The organism is Janthinobacterium goodfellowi (genome assembly GCF_051380695.1).
Classification (GTDB): Bacteria; Pseudomonadota; Gammaproteobacteria; order Burkholderiales; family Burkholderiaceae_D; genus Janthinobacterium.
This window is the reverse complement of sequence record NZ_JBNYXN010000003.1, coordinates 172,830-193,367: the sequence shown is the minus strand read 5'-3', so window position 1 is coordinate 193,367 and position 20,538 is coordinate 172,830. Positions and strand designations below refer to the sequence as shown.

The window sequence follows — 20,538 nt, the reverse complement described above, 5'->3', positions numbered from 1 at the left end:
TCTTTACAAATTATTGCAATTTGGACTGTGGTATTTCTTTGCTGCATGCGCCAACATTGTCGTCGGATTACGCAGGGCCTCGCCCCGCTAATCCGACCTACGTTAATCGCCACTCATGGCGAGGCGTTGCCGCTCCATGAACTCCTGCAAGGTATCGATGCCGCGCAGCTGCAGGATCGTGTTGCGCACGGCCGCTTCCAGCAGCACGGCGATGTTGCGGCCGGCGGCGACGGGGATGACGACCTTGCGCACGGGCAAGCCCAGCACGTCTTCCGTGGGGAACAGGAAGGGCAGGCGTTCGACTTCTTCTTCCAGCGCGTTGCGGCGCACCAGGTGGACGATCAATTTCAAGCGCATCTTGCGGCGCACGGCCGTTTCGCCAAAGATGGCCTTGATGTCGAGTAAACCCAGGCCCCGCACTTCCAGCAGGTTTTGCAGCAGGGGCGGGCAGCGCCCTTCGATCATGTTGGGCGCAATACGCGAGAATTCGACGGCGTCGTCGGCCACCAGGCCGTGGCTGCGCGAGATCAGCTCCAGCCCCAGCTCGCTTTTACCCAGGCCCGAGTCGCCCGTGATCAGCACGCCCACGCCCAGCACGTCCATGAACACGCCATGCATGATGATGCGCTGCGCCAGTTTTTTCGACAGGTAAACGCGCAGGAAATCGATCACTTGCGCGGCCGGCAGCGGGGTGGAGAACAGGGGAATGTTTTGCTCGTCGCAGATGGCGAGAATGTCGGGCGGCGTTTCCAGCCCCTGCGCGATGATCAGCGCGGGCGGACCGCCGGCGATCAGTTCGCCGATCACGTGGGTGCGCGTGTTGACCTTCAGGCGCTGGTAGTAATTGATTTCCTGGTGGCCAAAGACCTGGATGCGGCCCGGATGGATCAGGTTCAAGTGGCCCACCTGGTCGGCGGCCGACGAGACGTCGCCCGAGATCAGGCGCTCGCCGCCGGGGAAGCCGGCGAACCAGCCCAGTTGCAGACTTTCACGATTATCGTCGTACAGGCGTTGTATCGTCAGCGGCGTTTGCAACATGGCAGTCTTCTTCAGGAGTGGAGGAATACCTGAAGTTTAACCCGCCGCTTGCAGACTGGGTTGCCAATTGACGATGCGCGAATGCACGGATTTCGGTTCCGGATCCGTGGCCAGTGCCGTGCGGAAGGCGTCATCGGAAAACATTTCGGCGATTTCCGACAGGATTTCCAGATGTTGCTGGGTGACATGATCCGGAATCAGCAGGAAAAACAGCAGATTGACGGGCTTGCCATCAGGCGACTCGAACGGAATCGGCTCGGCCAGGCGCACGAAGGCGCCCAGCGGCGATTTCAAGGTCTTGCTGCCCTTGACCCTGCCATGCGGCACGGCCACGCCATGACCCAGACCAGTCGAGCCCAGGCGTTCGCGGGCAAACAGATTGTCCGAGACGGTAGAGCGGGCGATGCCGTAATTGTTTTCGAAGATCAGGCCGGCTTGCTCGAAAGCGCGCTTCTTGCTGGAGACTTCCAGGTCCAGGAGGACGTTTTCGAGGGATAAGATTTTGCTAAGATTAGTCATGACACTCAATGAAATGGTGCAATGCGCAGAGGGCTTGCGAGCCGAATTATAGGCCTGTTTTCGCGGCCTGTAACGCCAATTCTCAACAGTATACGCCCGCTGCGGGCGCAGTGGGCGCTATAGCCCATGTGGCCATCATTTTAGCAAAAAAATAACATCGGCGCGTATCGGCTATTTCTTGATTAAAAACACGCGGCGCGCCGGTTTTTCCGCCGCAGAATGCCGTTTTTCCGATTTTTCAGCGTCTTTGACATGCTCTGCGGCATTACTGCAACGTTGTTTTAAAACACAGCCAACATTCCTGTTGGCATGGTTTTGTCGTGTTGCTTGGTGTTACTGGCGCGCATTGCGCAGATTGCCCGGCATCGCTCCCGTGCTGAAGTTGCTGCGCCAGGGATTGATGTCGAGGCCGCCGCGGCGCGTATAGCGCGCATACACGGACAGTTTTTGCGGCTTGCACTGACGCAAGATATCGACAAAGATGCGCTCCACGCATTGCTCGTGGAACTCATTGTGCTCGCGGAAACCGATCAGGTAGCGCAACAGGCTTTCCTGATCGATCTGCGGTCCCGCATACGCGATCTGCACGCTGCCCCAGTCGGGCTGGCCCGTCACCAGGCAATTCGATTTGAGCAGGTGCGAGACGAGTTTTTCTTCCACGGGCGCTTCATCGAGCGCCGCCTTCAACAGCAGCGGCGAGGGCGTATATTGCGTGATTTCCAGGTCCAGGCGGTCGAGCAGCACGCCGTCGAACTCGCCCATCTTGAGCTTGCCGAAATCTTCCTGCAAGGTCAGTTCCACCTGCACGGGCGCGCCGAAACCGTTAGACAAATCCTGTTTCAGCAGGGCCAGCAAGGCATCCGGGCTGTCCAGTTTGGTCTGGTTGAACGAGTTCAGGTACAGCTTGAACGACTTCGATTCGATGATGTTGGGCGAATCGGCCGGTGCGCTGACCTTGGCGATGGCCACCTGCGGCTTGCCGCGCTGGTTCAGCCACGACAGTTCATACGCATTCCAGATGTCGAGGCCGAAGAACGGCAGGGTGCCGCGCAATTCCAGCTCGTCGCGCTTGCCCTGGCGCGGAATCGGAAACAGCAATTCCGGCGCGTAATCGGTGCGGTAGGCGGAGCTTTTGCCGAGGGGAGATTGTTCGGCGAGGTCGTTGGTGGTGGTCATGGTCGTGGGGCTACAAATTCTGTGAAGGGTGAATGGTAGCTTATTTCAACCCAACGGCGACGGCTGGGGTCGTACCCTGCAGGGTACGACCCCAGTATTTGCAGTTGGGCTTATTACCCCAGGAACAGTTTATACACAGGATTGCTGCTCTCATCCCAGTAGCGGTACCCCAGGGTATCGAGGAAGCGGGCAAACTCTTCCATTTCATCGGGCGGCACTTGCAGGCCGATCAGGATGCGGCCCACGTCGCCGCCCTGGCTGCGGTAATGGCACAGGGAAATATTCCAGTTCGGCGCCATGCTGTCGAGGAAGCGCATCAGCGCGCCCGGGCGTTCGGGGAATTCGAAGCGGTACAGCAGCTCGTCCTGCGCCAGCCGGCTCTTGCCGCCCACCAGGTGGCGGATGTGCGACTTGGCCAGCTCGTCGTGCGTCAGGTCGAGGGTCTTGAATTCATGTTCTTCGAACGTCTTCGCCAGCACGCTGGACTCATGCCGGTCGGCAATCTGGATGCCGACGAACACGTGCGCCGCTTTTTCATCGCTGATGCGGTAATTAAATTCCGTCACGTTGCGCGCGCCGATGAGTGAGCAGAAACGCTTGAAGCTGCCCCGCTGTTCGCGCATGGTGACGGCGAACACGGCTTCGCGGAATTCGCCCAGTTCTGCCCGTTCCGCCACAAAACGCAGCCGGTCGAAATTCATGTTCGCGCCGCTGGCGATGGTGACCAGGGTTTCATTGTTGACGGGGTGCTTGGTCAGGCTGGCCCGCTCCACATAGGCCTTGGCGCCCGCGATGGCCAGCGCGCCGGACGGTTCCAGAATGCTGCGCGTATCCGTAAATACGTCCTTGATGGCGGCGCAGATGGCGTCCGTGTCGACCGTGATGATTTCATCGACATACGCCTGCACCAGGCGGAAGGTTTCCTCGCCGGCCAGGCGCACGGCCGTGCCATCGGCAAACAGGCCCACGTCGTTCAAGGTCACGCGCTCGCCCGCCTTCAGCGAGCGGGCCATGGCGTTCGAGTCGACGCTTTGCACGCCGATGATCTTGATGTCGGGGCGAATCTGTTTTACGTAGGCGGCAATGCCGGCGATCAGGCCGCCGCCGCCGATGGGCGCGAAGATGGCGTGGATGGGGCCGGCGTGCTGGCGCAGGATTTCCATGCCGATCGTGCCCTGGCCGGCGATCACGTCCGGGTCGTCGAACGGGTGCACGAAGGTCAGCTTCTGTTCCTTTTCCAGGGTCAGCGCATGGTTGTAGGCATCCGTGTACGACTCGCCGTGCAGCACCACTTCCACGTTCACGCCGCCGCGCCCCTTGACCGCCTCGACCTTCACCAGCGGCGTGGTGGTCGGCATGACGATGACGGCGCGGCAACTCATGCGGGCGGCAGACAGGGCCACGCCCTGGGCATGGTTGCCGGCCGAGGCGCAAATCACGCCGCGCTTGCGTTCCGCTTCGCTGAGCTTGGACATCTTGTTGTAGGCGCCGCGAATCTTGAAGCTGAACACGCTTTGCATGTCTTCGCGCTTGAAGTAAATCTGGTTGTTCAGGCGCTGCGACAGGGCTGGGGCCAGTTCCAGCGGCGTTTCGGTGGCGACGTCATAGACGCGGGCGGTCAGGATTTTCTTGAGGTAGTCGATGTTCATAGTCTGCAAGCAAGTGATTCTGGGCCAGAAAGGGTCTGGAGCGTGTCTGTCGATAGCGGCGGCGCGGCGGCGGATAGCCTGGCGACAATAATGCTCTGTGGAACTGCGGGCGGGTCTGCCTTTGCCAGCCGGCGCGATGTGTGCGGCGCCCAGGCTGCTCTTCATTATAATGGAGAGCCTTACCGCATCGCGAAGTGTTCCATGATCGAATCCGCAATCGCCTGGCTGCTGCAGCTGATCGCAGCACCGGAAGTCGGGCTGACATCGGTCTTTCTGATCAGCTTTATTTCCGCTACCCTCTTGCCGCTCGGCTCGGAGCCGGCCGTGTTTGCCGTCATCAAGGCCAATCCCGCGCTGTTCTGGGCCGCCATCGGCGTCGCCACCCTGGGCAATACCCTGGGCGGCATCGTCGACTACTGGATGGGCTACCGGGCCAAGCAGGCGTTCGCCAAGGAGCGCGACACGCGCTGGTTCCGCTGGCTGGCTCGCTATGGCGCCAAGACCATGCTGCTGGCCTGGCTGCCCCTCGTGGGCGACCCCCTGTGCACCCTGGCCGGCTGGCTCAAGCTGCCGTTCTGGCCCAGCGTGGCCTACATGGCCATCGGCAAGTGCGCGCGCTACCTGACCATGACGGGCTTGCTGCTCTACGTGCCCGATGGCGTATGGCACCGGATTGGCCAGATGCTGGCCTGAATGGGACTACCTGCAACGCCCGTTTGCCCCATTTTTGGGCAGTTCGATAGTTCGCAGCAGAGTCCGATTCTTGGCATTTTTGCGTCAAAAAATCATGGAACCTGGTTTTTTATTCATGTAAAGGTAGGCTTTTCCATATTTGCTATGGCGGCCGGTGTGCTGCTTAAACCTTAGGCTGCCTAAGGCTGTTCCCGCATGGTGCGGCGCAATAAGATAAAATGGGTCTTTAGGGTCCAGTCCACATCGTCACCACACTCCATGAACGCTCCCGCACATATCCAAGCTTTACTGGCAGAAACGCCGAATGGTCCCGCAGCAAGCCGCCTGCGCGAAATCCCGTATAACTACACGTCGTTTTCCGATCGCGAGATCGTCATACGCCTGTTGGGGGAGGACTCCTGGCGCCTGCTCGACGAGCTGCGCGGCGCCCGCCAGACGGGCCGTTCGGCCCGCATGCTGTACGAGGTGCTGGGCGATATCTGGGTCGTGCGCCGCAACCCGTATCTGCAGGATGACTTGCTCGACAATCCGAAGCGCCGCCAGGGCTTGATCGATGCCTTGCATCATCGCCTGGCCGAAGTCGACAAGCGCCGCCTGTCCATCGATGCGGCCGGCGGCGACGTGGCCGCCAGTGGCGAAACGCCGGAAGTGGCGCAGGCGCGCAGCCATAACGTCGAACTGCTGCTCAAGGCTGCCAGCAAGGCCGTGGCCGATTTTGGCGACGAATTCCGCAAGACCTACGACTTGCGCAAGCGCACGGTCAAGGTGCTGGGCCGCTACACGGAAAAACACAATGTGCGCTTCGACGGCATGACGCGCGTGTCGCACGTGACGGACGCCACCGACTGGCGCGTGGAATACCCGTTCGTCGTGCTCACGCCCGACACGGAAGAGGAAATGGCCGGCCTGGTCAAAGGCTGTATCGAGCTGGGGCTGACCATCATCCCGCGCGGCGGCGGCACCGGCTACACGGGTGGCGCGATTCCATTGACGCCGATGTCGGCCGTCATCAACACGGAAAAACTCATCACCCTGGGCGCCGTGGAAATGACGGTCTTGCCGGGCCTCACGCACGAATACGCGACGATCAATTCGGGCGCGGGCGTGATCACGAACAAGGTCTCGGAAGCGGCGGAAAAGGCCGGTTTCGTGTTTGCCGTCGACCCGACCTCGGCGCATGCCTCTTGCATCGGCGGCAACGTCGCCATGAATGCGGGCGGCAAGAAGGCCGTGCTGTGGGGCACGGCGCTCGATAACCTGGCGTCGTGGCGCATGGTCGACCCGAACGGCGACTGGCTCGACGTCACGCGCCTCGACCATAACCTGGGCAAGATCCACGATATCGCGCTGGCGCGCTTCCAGCTGGAATGGCGTCACCCGAGCACGCGCGACGCGACGAAGCCGAACGCACCGTTCAAGACGGAAATCCTGGAAATTCCTGGCCGCAAATTCCGCAAGGAAGGCCTGGGCAAGGACGTGACGGACAAATTCCTCGCCGGCTTGCCGGGCATTCAGAAAGAAGGCTGCGACGGCCTGATCACCTCGGCGCGCTGGATTCTGCACAAGATGCCGAAGTTCGCCCGCACCGTCTGCCTGGAATTCTTCGGCCAGGCGCGCGACGCGATTCCGTCGATCGTGGAAATCAAGGATTACCTCGATGGCTTGCCGGCGAAAGGCGAGCAATACACGAGCATCCGCCTGGCGGGCCTCGAGCACCTGGACGAGCGCTATCTGCGCGCCGTCGGCTACGCCACCAAGTCGAAGCGGGGCGTGCTGCCGAAGATGGCCCTGTTCGGCGACATCGTCGGCGACGATGAAAACGCCGTCGCGCAAGCGGCGTCGGAAGTGGTGCGCATCGCCAACACCCGCGTGGGTGAAGGTTTTGTTGCCGTCAGCCCCGAAGCGCGCAAGAAATTCTGGCTCGACCGTGCCCGCACGGCGGCGATCGCCAAGCACACGAACGCTTTTAAAATCAATGAAGACGTCGTCATTCCCCTGAACCGCATGGGCGAATACACGGATGGCATCGAACGCATCAATATCGAGCTGTCGATCAAGAACAAGCTGCAACTGGCCGACGCCCTCAGCGAATTCTTTGCCAAGGGTAACTTGCCAATCGGCAAGAGCGACGATGCGTCGGATGACCGCGTGGACGACGCTGAAATGCTGGGCGACCGCGCCGAGCAGGCGCAGCAGTTGCTGGCGCAAGTGACGGCACGCTGGACCTATCTGCTGGCCCAGCTGGACCGTCCGCTGGTCGACGTGAAGGGCGAACTGGCCGAACTGGGCATGGAGCGTTTGCTGCCCGTGTTCGATGCACGCCTGGAAACGCAGCCGAACGCCACCCTGTTCGACGTGGTGCAGGACCGCACCGTGCGCATTACCTGGAAGCAGGAAATCCGCGCCCAGCTGCGCCAGATCTTCAACGGCGCCGCCTTCAAACTGATCCTCGACGAGGCCACCGCCATCCATGCGCGCATCCTGCGTTCGCGCGTGTTCGTCGCGCTGCACATGCATGCGGGCGATGGCAACGTGCACACGAACTTGCCCGTCAACTCGGACAATTACGAAATGCTGCAGGACGCCCACGAAGCCGTGGGCCGCATCATGATCCTGGCCCGTTCGCTCAATGGCGTGATTTCCGGCGAGCACGGTATCGGCATCACCAAGCTGGAATTTTTGACGGAAGAAGAGATCGGCGAGTTCCGCAGCTACAAGCAGCGCATCGATCCGGAAGGCCGTTTCAACAAGGGCAAACTGCTGAACCTGCCGGGCATGGGCGCCGACTTGCGCAATGCCTACACGCCATCGTTCGGCCTGATGGGCCACGAGTCGCTGATCATGCAGCAAAGCGATATCGGCGCCATCGCCGACAGCGTCAAGGATTGCTTGCGTTGCGGCAAGTGCAAACCTGTGTGCTCGACCCACGTGCCGCGTGCCAACTTGCTGTACTCGCCGCGCGACAAGATCCTGGCGACCTCGTCCCTGATCGAAGCCTTTCTGTACGAAGAGCAGACGCGCCGAGGCATTTCCATCAAGCATTGGGAAGAGTTCGAGGACGTGGCCGACCACTGCACGGTCTGCCATAAATGCGTGACGCCTTGCCCGGTGAACATCGACTTCGGCGACGTGTCGATGAACATGCGCAATTTGCTGCGCAAGATGGACAAGAAGAGCTTTAATCCGGGCACCAAGGCGACGATGATGTTCCTCAACGCCACCGATCCCGTGACCATCAACGCCACGCGCAAGGTCATGATCGGCTGGGGGTACAAGGCGCAGCGCCTGGGCCACGATTTGCTGAAGAAATTTGCCAAGAAGCAAACCAAGGCGCCGCCGCCATCGACGGGCAAGCCGCCCGTCAAGGCGCAGGTGATCCACTTCATCAACAAGAAGATGCCGGGCAATCTGCCGAAGAAATCGGCGCGCGCGCTGCTCGACATCGAAGACGACAAGGTCATCCCGATCATCCGCAATCCGAAGACGACGACGGCCGATACGGAAGCCGTGTTCTACTTCCCCGGCTGCGGTTCGGAACGTTTGTTCTCGCAAGTGGGCCTGGCCACGCAGGCGATGCTGTGGGAAGTGGGCGTGCAGACGGTCTTGCCGCCTGGCTACCTGTGCTGCGGTTATCCGCAGCGGGGCGCGGGCGAGTTCGACAAGGCCGAGAAGATGATGACGGACAACCGCGTCCTGTTCCACCGCATGGCCAACACGCTCAATTACCTGGACATCAAGACGGTGCTGGTGTCCTGCGGCACCTGCTATGACCAGCTGGCAACGTATCAGTTTGAAAAGATTTTCCCTGGCTGCCGCATCATGGATATCCATGAGTATTTGCTGGAGAAAAACGTCAAGCTGGGAGGCGTGAACGGCACCCGTTATATGTACCACGAGCCATGCCACAATCCGATGAAGCTGCAGGAATCGGGCAAGACGATCAACTCCCTGATCAGCACGGTGGATAACGTGAAGATCGAGAAGAATGACCGTTGCTGCGGCGAATCGGGCTCGCTGGCCGTCACGCGCCCTGACATTTCCACGCAAGTGCGTTTCCGCAAGGAAGAAGAAATGGTCAAGGGCGCCGACAAGCTGCGCGGCGACGGTTTCACGGGCGACGTCAAAATCCTCACCAGCTGCCCGTCGTGCCTGCAAGGCTTGTCGCGCTACAATGACGATTCGGGCACGACGGCCGATTACATCGTCGTCGAGATCGCCAAACACTTGCTGGGAGAGAACTGGATGCCGGATTACGTGAAACGCGCCAATGACGGTGGCATCGAACGGGTGCTCGTGTAATGTCCACGCCTTGCGATCTGTGTCAGTTGCTCGATGGTTTTGCCAAGAAGCAGGGCTGTGAGGCCTTGCTGTGGCGCAGCGAGCGCCTGTCCGTGGTGGCCGTCGACGACCCAAGCTACCCCGGCTTTTGCCGCGTGATCTGGAACAAGCACGTGAAGGAAATGACGGATTTGACGCCCGGCGAGCGCAATTACGTGATGGAAGTCGTGTGGCAGGTCGAGCTGGCCGTGCGCGAAGTGATGCAGCCGGAAAAGGTCAATGTGGCCAGTTTCGGCAACATGACGCCGCATGTGCACTGGCACGTGATTCCCCGCTACCGCGACGACGCGCATTTCCCGCACCCGAGCTGGGCGGTCGTGCAGCGCGAGACGGCGCCCGAGGTGCTGGCCGCGCGCCGCGCCCTGTTGCCGGCCTTGCGCGAGGCCATCATTCAACGTTTATCCGCATAAAGTATTGTCATGACCGAAAAAACAGCAACACCCCAACCGACCGGCTTGACCGTGCACAACCAGTCGCGCGTGCTCGACGTGGCTTTCGATGATGGCAACACATTTGCGCTGCCGTTCGAATACCTGCGCGTGTACTCGCCATCGGCCGAAGTGCAGGGCCATGGCAAGGGACAGGAAACCTTGCAATTAGGCAAACGCCTGGTCGGCATCACTGGCATCGAGCCCGTCGGCAACTACGCCGTGCAGCCTACCTTCAGCGACGGCCACAATTCGGGTCTGTACACCTGGGCTTATCTGTACAAGCTGGGCGCGGAAAAGGACAAACTGTGGCAAGCCTACCTTGACCAGCTGGCGGCAGCCGGCTACCCGGGCGACAGCGGCCGCGACGCCAAGGCCGACATGACGGTCAAGCAATCTTCCGGCGGCCACGTCCACGGTCCCAGTTGCGGGCACAAACACTAAGCTGAAAAATAATGCGGTAATCTTGTCGGATTGCCGCCGCCCCGTTCGTCGTATGAATGCCCGCGCTTGCGGGCATTTTTCTTTTGGAGAAGAGGCTATGGAATACATGATCCTGATCTACGCCGACGAGGCGCACTACGAAGCCATGACAGAGGGCCAGATGACCAGCCTGATGGCCGACTTTGCCAGCTACACGCAGGCGCTGGAAGCGGCCGGCGTGCTGCGCGGCGGGGCCGAGCTGGCGCCGGTGGGCAGCGCCACCAGCGTGCGTGTGCAAAATGGCAAGCCTGTCATCACGGATGGGCCGTTCGCGGAAACCAAGGAGCAGCTGGGCGGCTACTATCTGCTGGACTGCGCCAACCTGGACGAGGCGCTGGCCTGGGCCGGGCGTTGTCCGGCGGCATCCCTGGGCACGATCGAAGTGCGGCCCGTCACGGCGTGAGCATGGACGGCGACGCCATTGCGGCCGTCGAGCACGTCTTTCGCCAGGAAAAGGGCAGGGTGCTGGCCGGCCTGATGCGGCGTTTCGGCGACCTGGGCCTGGCGGAAGATGTGCTGCAGGAAGCGTGCCGCAAGGCCCTGGAACTGTGGCCGCAGGCGGGCATCCCGTCCAATCCCGCCGCCTGGCTCAGTGCCGTGGCGCGCAACGCGGCTCTCGACCACGTGCGCCGGGCGGGCAAGAGCGTCACCGATGCCGAGGCCGTGCTGGCGCGCCTGCCTGCATCCGTGATGGATGAGCCGCACGCCATCGGGGACGACCGTTTGCGGCTGCTGTTCATCTGCTGCCATCCCGCGCTGGCGCCCGAGGCGCAGGTGGCGCTGGCCCTGCGCACCCTGTGTGGCCTGTCCACGGCCGAAATCGCCCGCGCCTTCGCCGTGGCGGAAGCGGCCCTGTCGCAGCGCTTGTTGCGTGCCAAGCGCAAGATCGCCGAAGCGCGCATCCCTTTCGAGTTGCCGCAGGAACAAGAGCTGCAGCCGAGGCTGGCGCAAGTGCTGCACGTGATTTACCTGGTGTTCAGCGAAGGCTATTGCGCCAGCGGCGGCGACACGTTGCTGCGCGCGGACCTGTGCGCGGAAGCGCTGCGCCTGGGACGGCTGCTTGACAGCCTGCAGCCCGGCCAGCCGGAAGTGCAGGACCTATTGGCCCTGATGCTGCTGCAGGCGTCGCGCGGCCCGGCCCGGCTCTCGCCAGGCGGTGAACTGCTGACCCTGGAAGAGCAGGACCGGCGCCTGTGGGATGACGGCCTGATTGCCGAGGGGCTGGCCGCGCTGGCGCTGGCCTTGCCGGCGCGCGCGCCAGGGCCGTATCAGCTGCAGGCCGCCATTGCCGCCTTGCACGCGCAAGCGCCCACGGCCAGCGCGACGGACTGGCGCCAGATCAGCGCCCTGTATGGCGCCTTGCTGCGGCACAAGCCGGAGCCCATGATCTTGCTCAATGCCGTGATCGCCTGCGCCATGGCGCATGGCGCTGAACACGGGCTGACGTGGCTGAAGCGGCTGGAAACCGTGCCCAGCCTTGCCAACTCGCATTATCTGCACGCGGCCAGAGCCGACTTGCTGCGCCGCCAGGGCGACCGGCCAGGGGCGCTGGCGGCGTATGCGCGGGCGGCCATGCTGGCTTCGAATGCAGTGGAAAGGCAATACCTTCTCCGGCGTCACGGGGAAATGCGCCTGCCGCTTGTATAATGCATGCAAGTTCAAACAGACTGCCTACCATGACCAATACGACCCATTTCGGATACAAAACAGTTGCAGAAGACGACAAAGTGCGCGAAGTCGCCAAGGTGTTCCATTCCGTCGCTGCCAAATACGACGTGATGAACGACTTGATGTCGGGCGGGCTGCACCGTCTGTGGAAGACGTTTACCATTGCCAACGCGGGCGTGCGCCCCGGCTTCAAGGTGCTCGACATCGCCGGCGGCACGGGCGACCTGTCGAAGGCGTTCGCCAAGCAGGCGGGTCCTACGGGCGAAGTCTGGCTGACCGATATCAATGAGTCGATGTTGCGCGTGGGCCGCGACCGCCTCTTGAATCGCGGCTTGCTCACCCCCACCTTGTTGTGTGACGCGGAAAAACTGCCATTCCCCGATAACTATTTCGACCGTGTCAGCGTGGCCTTTGGCTTGCGCAACATGACGCACAAGGACGTGGCGCTGGCGGAAATGCGCCGCGTGCTGAAACCGGGCGGCAAGCTGCTGGTGCTGGAGTTTTCCAAGGTGGCGGCACCGCTGCAAAAGCCGTACGACCTGTATTCGTTCTCGGTCTTGCCGTGGTTCGGACAGAAGATCGCCGGCGACGCGGAAAGCTATCGCTACCTGGCAGAATCGATTCGCATGCACCCGGACCAGGAGACGCTGAAGACCATGATGGAAACGGCGGGCCTGGAGCGCGTGCAGTACTACAATTTGACGGCAGGCATAGCCGCTTTGCATACCGGCATCAAGATGTAACTCACCCTTGCCGGTGATTTTAGGAGATGGAATGAAATTGAAGAAATTTATGGTCGGCATGATGCTGGCCGCGACCACGGTATCCATGCTGGGCGAGGCGCTGGCCCGTCCCATGGGCGGTGGCCGTTCGTTTGGCCGCCAGTCGCAAAACGTGGGCCGTCAGGCGCCTGCACCGGCGCCAACCCCGGCGCCGGCCGCCGCGCCACGCCAGGCGCAACCGGCTCCTGCCCCCGCACCGGCACCCGCCGCCAAGGCGCCGAGCCGCTGGAAGGGCTTGCTGGGCGGCGCCTTGCTGGGCTTGGGCCTGGGCGCCTTGTTGTCGCATTTCGGCCTGGGCGGCGCCCTGGCCAGCATGATCAGCACCCTGCTGATGGTGGCTTTGCTCGCTGGCGTGGCTTTCTTCATCTACCGCATGGTGCGCGGCAAGCGCGATACTAACGCCGGCAATGCGCCGTTCGCCGGTTTCGGCAACCAGCCTGCGCCGGCCGGCAACGTGCCCGACATCGGTTCGCACATCCCGCCGCTGCCGCCGCTGCAACCCGTCTCGTCCGGCGTCGGCCTGGACAAGCCGGCACCGGCTGCCGCGCCATGGGGCGTGCCAAGCGACTTCGACAAGGAAGCCTTCCTGCGCCACGCAAAAAGCAATTTCATTCGCCTGCAAGCGGCCTGGGACAAGGCCGACGTTAACGATATCCGCGAATTCACGTCGCCGGAAGTGTATGCGGAACTGCGCATGCAAATCCAGGAGCGGGGCGCGCAGCCGGACTTTACGGACGTCGTCACCATCGATGCCGAACTGCTCGGTATCGAGACGAGCGTCAACGATTACCTGGCCAGCGTGAAGTTTACGGGCCTGATCCGTTCGGCGCCGGGCGCGGCGGCCGAGCCGTTCGCGGAAGTGTGGAATATGTCGAAACCCGTTAGTGGCAACAGCGGCTGGGTCTTGGCAGGCATCCAGCAATTGAATTAATTGTAAAAACTTGCTGAATAATGGCTTAAGTCCATGCGGAATGCATGATGCTTAACAGATATTTCCTGCTGAACTGGTAAGATCGAAACCGCCCACCTTGTTTGATGGGCGGTTTTTTCTTTTTGGGGGCGCGCGCGGCGCGCAGTATATAGATGGCACCACTTTCCGATCTCTCCCTGATGACGCCCGTCATCGCGACCATCAACCACCTGCTGGCGCAGGAACCGTGGGCGCGCCAGCAACTGGCCGTGCACGCCGGCAAGCTGGCCTGCATCGACACCGGCGCCGTGGCCCTGCGCCTGCGCGTCGACAGCGCAGGCATGCTGGAGGCAGCGCCGGCCGACATGCCGGCCAACGTCACCATCCGCGTCAAATTGTCCGATGTGCCGCTGATCCTGCAAAACCGCGAGCGGGCGTTTTCCTACGTCAAGATCGAAGGCGATGCCGAGTTTGCCAATGCGATTTCGCAATTGAGCAAGGGCTTGCGCTGGGAAGCCGAGCACGACCTGGAAAAGGTCGTCGGTCCCATGCTGGCCACGCGCCTTGTTTCCGGTGCGAAAGATGCTGCCGCCTTCGTGCGCACGGGCCAGCAAAAGCTGGCGGAAAACGTGGCTGAATATTTTCTCGATGAACAGCCCATGCTGATCCGTCCTTCTACCCTGCAAGAGTATTCCGCTGGCGTGACGCGCGTGCGCGATGACGTCGAACGCCTGGCCAAGCGTCTTGCCCGGCTGGAAAAGGCGGCCGCCGCCGTCCAGCCGCAGTCCTCCTCACCGGATTTGTCTACATGATATTGAAATTCCTGCGCCTGTTTAAAATCATCCGTGTTTCCATCAAGTACGGTCTGGATGAGATAGCGATTTCTGGTCTGCAAGTTCCCCGCACCGCCAAATTGATCGACACCCTGATTTTCTGGCGCGACCTGTCGTCGCCACGGGGCTTGCGCTTGCGCCTGGCGCTGGAGGAGCTGGGTCCGATTTTCGTCAAGTTCGGCCAGGTGCTGTCGACCCGGCGCGACCTGATGCCGCCCGACATCGCCGAAGAGCTGGCGCGCCTGCAAGACCGCGTGCCGCCCTTCGATTCCGACCTGGCCATCGCGCAAATCACCAAGTCGCTGGGCGCGCATCCGGATCAATTGTTTGCCCGTTTCGAGCGCGAGCCGGTGGCGTCCGCATCCATTGCCCAGGTGCACTTCGCCACCTTGAAAGACGGCCGCGAAGTGGCCGTGAAGGTCTTGCGTCCAGGCATGAAAAAGCTGATCGACGAAGACGTGGCCCTGATGCACATCGCCGCCGACTGGACCAGCCGCCTGTGGGCCGACAGCAAACGCCTGAAACCGAAAGAGGTGGTGGGCGAGTTCGACAAATACCTGCACGACGAGCTGGACCTGATGCGCGAGGCGGCCAATGCCAGCCAGCTGCGCCGCAATTTCGCCAACTCGGACTTGCTGCTGGTGCCCGAAATGCACTGGGATTATTGCTCCAGCAGCGTCATCGTGATGGAACGTATGTATGGCATTCCCGTGTCGCAGACGGACCGCCTGGTGGCGGCTGGCGTCGATTTGCGCAAGCTCTCCAGCGATGGCGTGGAAATTTTCTTCACGCAAGTGTTCCGTGACGGCTTTTTCCATGCGGATATGCACCCGGGTAATATTCTCGTATCGATCGCGCCCGACTCGTTCGGCCGCTACATCGCGCTCGACTTCGGCATCGTGGGAACGTTGAATGACTACGACAAGGATTATCTGTCGCAAAACTTCCTCGCCTTCTTCCGCCGCGACTACAAGCGCGTGGCCGAGGCGCACATCGAATCGGGCTGGGCGCCGAAGGACACGCGTGTCGACGAGCTGGAAGCGGCCGTGCGCGCCTGCTGCGAGCCGATCTTCGACCGCCCGCTGAAAGATATTTCTTTTGGGCAAGTGCTGCTGCGGCTGTTCCAGACCTCGCGCCGCTTCAACGTGGAAGTGCAGCCGCAACTGGTGCTGCTGCAAAAGACCCTGCTCAATATCGAAGGCCTGGGCCGCCAGCTGGACCCGGAACTGGACCTGTGGCAAACGGCAAAGCCCTACCTGGAAAAATGGATGAGCAACCAGGTGGGGCCGCAAGGCTTCATGGAGCGCCTGCGCGCCGAGGCGCCCCGTTATGCGCACATCTTCCCGCAGCTGCCGCGCTTGCTCCACCAGGCCTTGACCGTGCATGGCGAACCGCGCGAAAACGACGTGGAATTGATGAAAACCTTGCTGGCGGAGCAACGCCAGACGAACCGCTTGCTGAGCTTTATCGTGTACTTCGTGGGCGCCTTCGCCCTCGGCGCGCTGGGCTTGCAAGTGTTCATGCGCTGGCATCAACTGCCGTTTTAACTGGCTGAGGACGTAAGTGATGGCTGACTTCCATACCCGCGATCCGCTTTCGCCCGCCTTCTGGGACGAGCGTTTCGAGAAGCAATTCACGCCCTGGGACCATGGCGGCGTGCCGTCCCGCCTGCGCAGCTTCGTGGCCGGCAGTCCGGCGCCGCTGCGCTGCCTGATTCCCGGCTGCGGCTCCGCCTATGAACTGGTCTTCATGCTCGACCAGGGCTGGGATGCCACGGCCATCGACTTTTCGCCGGCCGCCGTGGCCGCCGCGCGCGGGCAGCTGGGCGAGCGGGCAGGGCAGGTGGTGGAAGCGGATTTCTTTGCCTGGCAGCCGGCTGCGCCGCTGGACCTGATCTATGAACGGGCTTTTCTGTGCGCCATGCCGCGCGCCATGTGGCCGCAAGTGGCGGCCCGCTGGGCGCAGCTGCTGGCGCCGGGCGCCATGCTGGCTGGCTACTTTTTCTTTGACGATAATGCCAAGGGGCCGCCGTTCGGCATGTCGCGCGTAGCACTGCAGGAATTGCTGGCGCCGCATTTCGACTGCCTGGCCGACGACGCCGTGGACGATTCCATCGCCGTCTTCGCGGGCAAGGAGCGCTGGATGAGCTGGCGCCGCCGGGCGGACTGAGCCTGACAGGCCGAGCGGGCGGGCATTTTCCGCTGGGAATGGCGGAAAAGCTTTATAATTCAGGGTTTTTGATGATTTTCTCGGAGTAGAGATGCCGATTTACGCTTACCGTTGTGACGAGTGTGGTTTTGCCAAGGATGTCTTGCAAAAGATCTCCGATCCAGTACTGACGGTGTGCCTGTCGTGCGGCAAGCCCAGTTTCAAGAAACAATTGACGGCCGCCGGTTTCCAATTGAAGGGCACTGGCTGGTACGCGACCGATTTCCGCGGCGGCACGGCGCCCACCACGGCCATTCCGACGGGCCCGGCCGATAACGCCAAGCCCGCCCCGGCCGCCGAGGGCGCGCCTGCTGCTGCGCCTGCGCCCGCCCCGGCTGCCGCTGCGCCGAAAGCGGACTGAAACGCGCGCCGCGCCGATACGATCCATTACCGAGAAACCGATGCGTAAATACTTTATTACCGGATTACTGATTTTGGTGCCCCTGGCCATTACGGCCTGGGTCCTGAATCTGGTGATCAGCACGATGGACCAGTCGCTGTTGCTGGTGCCCGGCAGTACGCAGCCCAGCGTCTGGTTCGGCCACAATGTTCCCGCACTGAGCACCATTCCCGGCCTGGGCACGGTATTGACGGTGCTGATCGTGTTCTTCACGGGCTTGCTGACGAATAACCTGGTCGGCAATTACGTGGTGAAACTGTGGGAAAAATTGCTGCAACGCATACCCATCGTCAATTCCCTGTATTCGAGCGTCAAGCAAGTGTCGGATACCCTGTTTTCCCCGTCGGGCAATGCCTTCCGCAAGGCCGTGCTGGTGCCGTATCCGCACCAGAACTCCTGGACCATCGCTTTCCTGACGGGCGTGCCGGGCGGCGATGCGGCGAACCACCTGGTGGGCGACTATGTCAGCGTGTACGTGCCGACGACGCCGAACCCGACCTCAGGCTTTTTCCTGATGATGAAGCGCAGCGATGTCGTCGAACTCGACATGAGCGTCGATGCGGCGCTCAAATATATCGTCTCGATGGGCGTGGTGGCGCCTGCGGAAGTTGTTGCTGTACCGGCCCCGGCAGCCAAAGAATAAAGGCAGGCGTCCCATGCGGGACGTGGCCGGATTGAACACTCACTAACCTGAACTGAGAATTTTATGTCTATGCGTACTGAATACTGCGGCCTCGTTACCGAAGCCATGCTGGGACAAACCGTCAGCCTGTGCGGCTGGGTACATCGCCGCCGCGACCACGGCAGCCTGATTTTCATCGACTTGCGCGACCGCGAAGGCCTGGTGCAAATCGTTTGCAACCCGGAACAAGCGGAGATGTTCAAGGTCGCCGAAGCCGTGCGCAACGAATTCTGCCTGCGCGTGACGGGCGTCGTGACCAACCGTATCGAAGGCACGATCAACAACAACCTGAAGTCGGGCAAGATCGAAGTGGTCTGCTCGGAGCTGGAAGTGCTGAACCCGTCCGTGCCCGTGCCGTTCCAGCTGGACGACGACAACCTGTCGGAAACGACGCGTTTGACGCACCGCGTGCTGGACCTGCGCCGCCCGCAAATGCAAAACAACCTGCGCCTGCGCTACAAGGTGACGATGGAAGTGCGCAAGTACCTCGACGCGCTGGGCTTCATCGACATCGAAACGCCGATGCTGACCAAGTCGACGCCAGAAGGCGCGCGCGACTACCTGGTGCCGTCGCGCGTGAACGCGGGCAGCTTCTTCGCCTTGCCGCAATCGCCACAGTTGTTCAAGCAACTGTTGATGGTCGCTAACTTCGACCGTTACTACCAGATCACCAAGTGCTTCCGCGACGAAGACTTGCGCGCTGACCGCCAGCCTGAATTCACGCAGATCGACTGCGAAACCTCGTTCCTGACGGAACAGGAAATCCGCGACCTGTTCGAAGACATGATCCGCGTCGTCTTCAAGAACACCCTGAACATCGACTTGCCGAACCCGTTCCCGGTGATGGATTTCGCCGAAGCGATGGGCCTGTACGGTTCCGACAAGCCGGACATGCGCGTCAAGCTGGCCTTCACGGACTTGACCGAAGTCATGAAGTCGGTCGAATTCAAGGTCTTCAACGGCGCCGCCAACATGAAAGGCGGCCGCGTGGTGGCCCTGCGCGTACCGCAAGGCGGCAGCATGCCCCGTTCGGAAATCGATGCCTACACGCAATTTGTTGCCATCTACGGCGCCAAGGGCCTCGCTTACATCAAGGTCAACGAGAAAGCCAAAGGCCCTGAAGGTCTGCAGTCGCCGATCGTCAAGTTCCTGCCTGCCGACGTGCTGGCCACGATCCTCGAGCAGACGGGCGCGCAAGACGGCGACCTGATCTTCTTCGGCGCCGACAAGGCGAAAGTCGTCAACGACGCCATCGGCGCGCTGCGCGTGAAAATCGGTCACAGCGAGTTCGGCAAGAAAGCCGGCCTGTTCGAAGACGTGTGGAAGCCATTGTGGGTGGTCGACTTCCCGATGTTCGAACACGACGAAGAAGCGGACCGCTGGACGGCGACCCACCATCCCTTCACCGCGCCGAAAGACGGCCATGAAGACATGCTGGAAAGCGATCCGGGCGCCTGCATCGCCAAGGCCTACGACATGGTCTTGAACGGCTGGGAACTGGGCGGCGGTTCGATCCGTATCCACCGCGAAGAAGTGCAGTCGAAAGTGTTCCGCGCGTTGAAGATCGACGCCGAAGAAGCGCAGCTGAAGTTCGGCTTCCTGCTCGACGCCCTGCAATACGGCGCGCCACCGCATGGCGGCCTGGCATTCGGCCTGGACCGTATCGTGACCATGATGACGGGTTCCGAATCGATCCGCGACGTGATCGCCTTCCCGAAAACCCAGCGCGCGCAAGACTTGCTGACCCATGCGCCGTCGGAAGTGGACGAGAAGCAATTGCGTGAACTGCACATCCGTTTGCGCAGCGCCGAGCCTAAAGTAGTGTAATGAAGCATGCGGCTGCCCCGGCGGCCGCTGTTTGATCCACTATGCAAAAAAAAGGCGCTGTCGTGGCGCCTTTTTCATTGTTGATATGACTCATAAAATTCCTGTTTCCGTGCTGGTCGTCATTCATACGGCTGACCTTGAGGTCTTGCTGATTGAACGCGCGGGCCAGCCCGGCTTCTGGCAGTCGGTGACGGGTTCCGTCGATGCCGTCGATGAACCGCTGCTGCAGACGGCCGCGCGCGAACTGTTCGAGGAAACCGGCATCGTTGCCGACGGGCGCGATATCGTGCTGCGCGACTGGAACCTGTCGAATGTGTACGAGATCTATCCGATCTGGCGCCACCGCTATGCGCCCGGCGTGACGCGCAATACGGAACACGTGTTCAGCGTGCAAGTGCCGCGCGACATCGCCATCACCCTGAGCCCCCGCGAACACCTGCAATACGCGTGGCTGCCCTATCTGGCGGCCGCCGACCGCTGTTTCTCGTCGTCCAACGCGGAAGCGATACTGCAATTGCCGGCCATGACGGGCCTGGCGCGCCCCACCTGATTTTTCTAGAAAGCATTCCATGTTGAACTGGTTACATTTGACTGCGCAGCAAAAACTGCTCGGCACCCTGGGCATCGTTTTCTGCCTGTGCTTTATCTTCCTGTTGTTCAGCTCCACCGTGCCTGGCCGCACGCCGCCCATCGGCATGCCGCTGATGGCGATCGGCTGGCTGCTGCATCCGGGCGCGTTTGCCAAGGGCAAGCGCACCGTGGCCTGGCGCGGCGCGCCGTTGCTGGTCAAGATCGTCTGGGCGGCCGGCATTACCGCGCTGATCGTCAGCGTGACGGCGGGCGTGGGACGCATGCTGGCCTGATTGTGCGCGTTTAGGTGCGCACGCGCACCTACGCAGGCGCC

Annotated in this window: 20 protein-coding genes; 16 read left to right on the top strand and 4 right to left on the bottom strand. The window is 61.6% G+C overall.

Features of this window, described 5'->3' with window-relative positions:
• Nucleotides 1-102: 102 nt before the first annotated feature.
• The 4 genes from hprK to ilvA form a co-directional block, all read right to left on the bottom strand.
• Entirely contained in the window at nt 103-1,038 is a 936-nt protein-coding gene (hprK, locus tag ACQ4WQ_RS13260; protein WP_034753337.1) for an HPr(Ser) kinase/phosphatase, read from the bottom strand.
• Between the two features lie 36 nt (nt 1,039-1,074).
• Nucleotides 1,075-1,557 (bottom strand): PTS sugar transporter subunit IIA, encoded by a 483-nt coding sequence (locus tag ACQ4WQ_RS13255; RefSeq protein WP_034753339.1) that lies wholly within the window; start codon nt 1,555-1,557, stop codon nt 1,075-1,077.
• A gap of 333 nt (nt 1,558-1,890) precedes the next feature.
• Nucleotides 1,891-2,733, bottom strand: a complete 843-nt coding sequence (gene queF, locus ACQ4WQ_RS13250; protein ID WP_436497667.1) for an NADPH-dependent 7-cyano-7-deazaguanine reductase QueF — start codon at nt 2,731-2,733, stop codon at nt 1,891-1,893.
• Nucleotides 2,734-2,846: 113 nt separating this feature from the next.
• Complete coding sequence (ilvA, locus tag ACQ4WQ_RS13245; RefSeq protein WP_436497665.1) at nt 2,847-4,382, bottom strand: threonine ammonia-lyase, biosynthetic; 1,536 nt, start codon at nt 4,380-4,382, stop codon at nt 2,847-2,849.
• A 201-nt stretch (nt 4,383-4,583) separates the two neighbouring features.
• On the opposite strand from ilvA, the gene ACQ4WQ_RS13240 reads away from it, so the two are divergent.
• The 16 genes from ACQ4WQ_RS13240 to ACQ4WQ_RS13165 all read left to right on the top strand — a co-directional run bounded on the left by ACQ4WQ_RS13240 (nt 4,584) and on the right by ACQ4WQ_RS13165 (nt 20,497).
• The gene (locus tag ACQ4WQ_RS13240; protein ID WP_070221645.1) at nt 4,584-5,075 is read left to right on the top strand and encodes a YqaA family protein; all 492 of its coding nucleotides are present in this window, start codon (nt 4,584-4,586) and stop codon (nt 5,073-5,075) included.
• Between the two features lie 258 nt (nt 5,076-5,333).
• Nucleotides 5,334-9,374 carry a DUF3683 domain-containing protein gene (locus tag ACQ4WQ_RS13235; protein WP_436497663.1) on the top strand — a complete coding sequence of 1,347 codons (4,041 nt, stop codon included), beginning with the start codon at nt 5,334-5,336 and terminating at the stop codon, nt 9,372-9,374.
• On the top strand, nt 9,374-9,823 hold the full coding sequence (locus ACQ4WQ_RS13230; protein ID WP_436497661.1) for an HIT family protein: 450 nt from the start codon (nt 9,374-9,376) through the stop codon (nt 9,821-9,823). The genes ACQ4WQ_RS13235 and ACQ4WQ_RS13230 overlap by 1 nt, the downstream gene beginning before the upstream one ends.
• A 9-nt stretch (nt 9,824-9,832) precedes the next feature.
• Nucleotides 9,833-10,285, top strand: a complete 453-nt coding sequence (locus ACQ4WQ_RS13225) for a gamma-butyrobetaine hydroxylase family protein (protein WP_326456624.1) — start codon at nt 9,833-9,835, stop codon at nt 10,283-10,285.
• A gap of 97 nt (nt 10,286-10,382) precedes the next feature.
• Entirely contained in the window at nt 10,383-10,727 is a 345-nt protein-coding gene (locus tag ACQ4WQ_RS13220) for a YciI family protein (RefSeq protein ID WP_436497659.1), read from the top strand.
• 2 nt (nt 10,728-10,729) lie between these two features.
• On the top strand, nt 10,730-11,971 hold the full coding sequence (locus ACQ4WQ_RS13215; RefSeq protein WP_436497657.1) for an RNA polymerase sigma factor: 1,242 nt from the start codon (nt 10,730-10,732) through the stop codon (nt 11,969-11,971).
• A gap of 29 nt (nt 11,972-12,000) precedes the next feature.
• A complete protein-coding gene (gene ubiE, locus ACQ4WQ_RS13210; RefSeq protein WP_034753359.1) occupies nt 12,001-12,735 on the top strand; it encodes a bifunctional demethylmenaquinone methyltransferase/2-methoxy-6-polyprenyl-1,4-benzoquinol methylase UbiE in 735 nt (244 codons plus the stop codon).
• Nucleotides 12,736-12,766: 31 nt separating this feature from the next.
• Entirely contained in the window at nt 12,767-13,705 is a 939-nt protein-coding gene (locus ACQ4WQ_RS13205) for a Tim44 domain-containing protein (RefSeq protein ID WP_436497655.1), read from the top strand.
• 152 nt (nt 13,706-13,857) lie between these two features.
• Nucleotides 13,858-14,496 carry a ubiquinone biosynthesis accessory factor UbiJ gene (locus tag ACQ4WQ_RS13200; RefSeq protein WP_257217999.1) on the top strand — a complete coding sequence of 213 codons (639 nt, stop codon included), beginning with the start codon at nt 13,858-13,860 and terminating at the stop codon, nt 14,494-14,496.
• Nucleotides 14,493-16,064 (top strand): ubiquinone biosynthesis regulatory protein kinase UbiB, encoded by a 1,572-nt coding sequence (gene ubiB / locus ACQ4WQ_RS13195; RefSeq protein ID WP_099409261.1) that lies wholly within the window; start codon nt 14,493-14,495, stop codon nt 16,062-16,064. The genes ACQ4WQ_RS13200 and ubiB overlap by 4 nt, the downstream gene beginning before the upstream one ends.
• Nucleotides 16,065-16,083: 19 nt before the next feature.
• Nucleotides 16,084-16,686, top strand: a complete 603-nt coding sequence (locus ACQ4WQ_RS13190) for a methyltransferase (RefSeq protein ID WP_436497652.1) — start codon at nt 16,084-16,086, stop codon at nt 16,684-16,686.
• A gap of 91 nt (nt 16,687-16,777) precedes the next feature.
• Nucleotides 16,778-17,086 (top strand): FmdB family zinc ribbon protein, encoded by a 309-nt coding sequence (locus ACQ4WQ_RS13185; protein ID WP_436497650.1) that lies wholly within the window; start codon nt 16,778-16,780, stop codon nt 17,084-17,086.
• A 40-nt stretch (nt 17,087-17,126) separates the two neighbouring features.
• Nucleotides 17,127-17,768 carry a DUF502 domain-containing protein gene (locus tag ACQ4WQ_RS13180; RefSeq protein WP_436497648.1) on the top strand — a complete coding sequence of 214 codons (642 nt, stop codon included), beginning with the start codon at nt 17,127-17,129 and terminating at the stop codon, nt 17,766-17,768.
• Nucleotides 17,769-17,837: 69 nt separating this feature from the next.
• Nucleotides 17,838-19,634 (top strand): aspartate--tRNA ligase, encoded by a 1,797-nt coding sequence (aspS, locus tag ACQ4WQ_RS13175; protein WP_070221635.1) that lies wholly within the window; start codon nt 17,838-17,840, stop codon nt 19,632-19,634.
• Nucleotides 19,635-19,719: 85 nt separating this feature from the next.
• On the top strand, nt 19,720-20,184 hold the full coding sequence (gene nudB, locus ACQ4WQ_RS13170; RefSeq protein ID WP_326456631.1) for a dihydroneopterin triphosphate diphosphatase: 465 nt from the start codon (nt 19,720-19,722) through the stop codon (nt 20,182-20,184).
• Between the two features lie 19 nt (nt 20,185-20,203).
• The gene (locus ACQ4WQ_RS13165) at nt 20,204-20,497 is read left to right on the top strand and encodes a hypothetical protein (protein ID WP_046682130.1); all 294 of its coding nucleotides are present in this window, start codon (nt 20,204-20,206) and stop codon (nt 20,495-20,497) included.
• Nucleotides 20,498-20,538: the final 41 nt, after the last annotated feature.